This window comes from Ilyobacter sp., from assembly GCF_041583315.1.
Classification (GTDB): domain Bacteria; phylum Fusobacteriota; class Fusobacteriia; order Fusobacteriales; family Fusobacteriaceae; genus Ilyobacter.
In genome coordinates this window covers 1-1,582 of record NZ_JBFHGC010000613.1, presented here as the reverse complement: position 1 = coordinate 1,582, position 1,582 = coordinate 1, and the positions used below count along the sequence as shown (strand labels likewise).

At 37.4% G+C, this 1,582-nt stretch carries 3 protein-coding genes; all 3 read left to right on the top strand.

Annotation, left to right across the window (positions count from 1 at the left end):
* Positions 1-110 (top strand): rubredoxin (locus tag ABZA26_RS14760; protein WP_372715245.1); only part of this gene is annotated, 110 nt, incomplete at its 5' end.
* 98 nt (positions 111-208) lie between these two features.
* Positions 209-388 carry an indolepyruvate ferredoxin oxidoreductase subunit alpha gene (locus ABZA26_RS14755; protein WP_372715244.1) on the top strand — a complete coding sequence of 60 codons (180 nt, stop codon included), beginning with the start codon at positions 209-211 and terminating at the stop codon, positions 386-388.
* 37 nt (positions 389-425) lie between these two features.
* Positions 426-1,582, top strand: a 1,157-nt coding sequence (hcp, locus tag ABZA26_RS14750) for a hydroxylamine reductase (RefSeq protein ID WP_372715243.1), incomplete at its 3' end; no start/stop codon positions are given.

Genomic DNA, 1,582 nt, shown 5'->3' with positions numbered 1-1,582 from the left:
TAGGAGACCCTGACAGCGATATCCCTGTTGGAACTGAGTTTAAAGACCTTCCTGACAATTGGGTATGTCCTCTCTGTGGGGCATCTAAAGATGATTTCAGTGTTATTTAATCATGTATTTAGGTATATTTCACAAAATATTAATTTTGAAAAAATAGACTGTTAGAGTAATATTATTGGTGGTTATAAACGTAAATAAGGAGGGAAATATGGCTTATAGAATAAATGAAGTTGACTGTATCGCTTGTGGTGCATGTCAACCAGTATGTCCCGTTGAATGTATTTCTGAGGTCGCAGATGGGAAAAGAAAGATCGATGAATCTACTTGTATTGACTGCGGTGCTTGTGCAGGGGTGTGTCCAGTAGAGTGTATCGCTCCAGTTGAATAATTCTTATTGCTATTTTAAATCTATAGGAGGAAAATAAATGTCAATGTTTTGTTATCAGTGTCAGGAAACAGCTATGAACAAAGGGTGTACAATAAGAGGAGTCTGTGGAAAAACTCCGGAAACAGCTAAGCTTCAGGATCTTTTAATCTATACTGCAAAAAGTGTAGCGTCGTACTGCTCATTATTGGATGGAAAATATGATGTACCTAAGGAAGCATATATGTGGGTTGTAAATTCTCTGTTTATGACTATTACTAATGCTAATTTTGATGATGATGCAATTATCAAAGAGATTGAAAAAGGGCAGAGCTGTAGAGAAACCCTTGAAGAAAAAGCTAAAGAACTTGGAATTGAAGTACCTGCAAAATATCTTCAGAATTTAAAATTCACTGGTAAAGAAAATATGCTTGAATTTGCTGAAAATGTTGGAGTACTAAGAACTGAAAATGAAGATATAAGATCTCTTAGAGAACTTGTTACATACGGATTAAAGGGAATGAGTGCATATGTTGAGCATGCATCTAACCTTGGTAAAGAGGATATGGAAGTTTATAAATTCATGGCAAGAGCATTGGCAGACCTTGACGATGAAAGTCTAGGACTTGACGGATTAGTGGCTCTTACAATGGAAGTTGGAAAACACGGAGTAACTGCTATGGCACTTCTTGATGGAGCCAACACTGGTACCTACGGACATCCTGAAGCTACAAAGGTTAACATAGGAGTTAGAAACAATCCTGGTATCCTCATCTCTGGTCATGACCTAAGAGATTTAGAGCAGTTATTGGAGCAAACAAAGGGAACAGGAGTAGATATTTATACTCACTCTGAGATGCTTCCGGCTAACTCTTATCCTGCGTTTAAGAAATATGATAACCTGGTTGGTAACTATGGTGGTTCATGGTGGCACCAGACTAAGGAATTTATTTCATTTAACGGACCTGTATTATTTACAAGTAACTGTTTAGTTCCTCCTAGAGGATCTGCAGCAGATTATCTAGACAGAATCTACACTACAAATTCAGCTGGAATGCATGGATGCGAACATATATTAAAAGATGCCGAAGGGAAAAAAGACTTCAGCAAAATAATAGAACATGCAAAAAAATGTGCAGCACCAGTTGAAATAGAAAATGGAGCCATAGACGGAGGTTTTGCACACAATCAGATATTAGCAGTTGCTGACACTGTAGT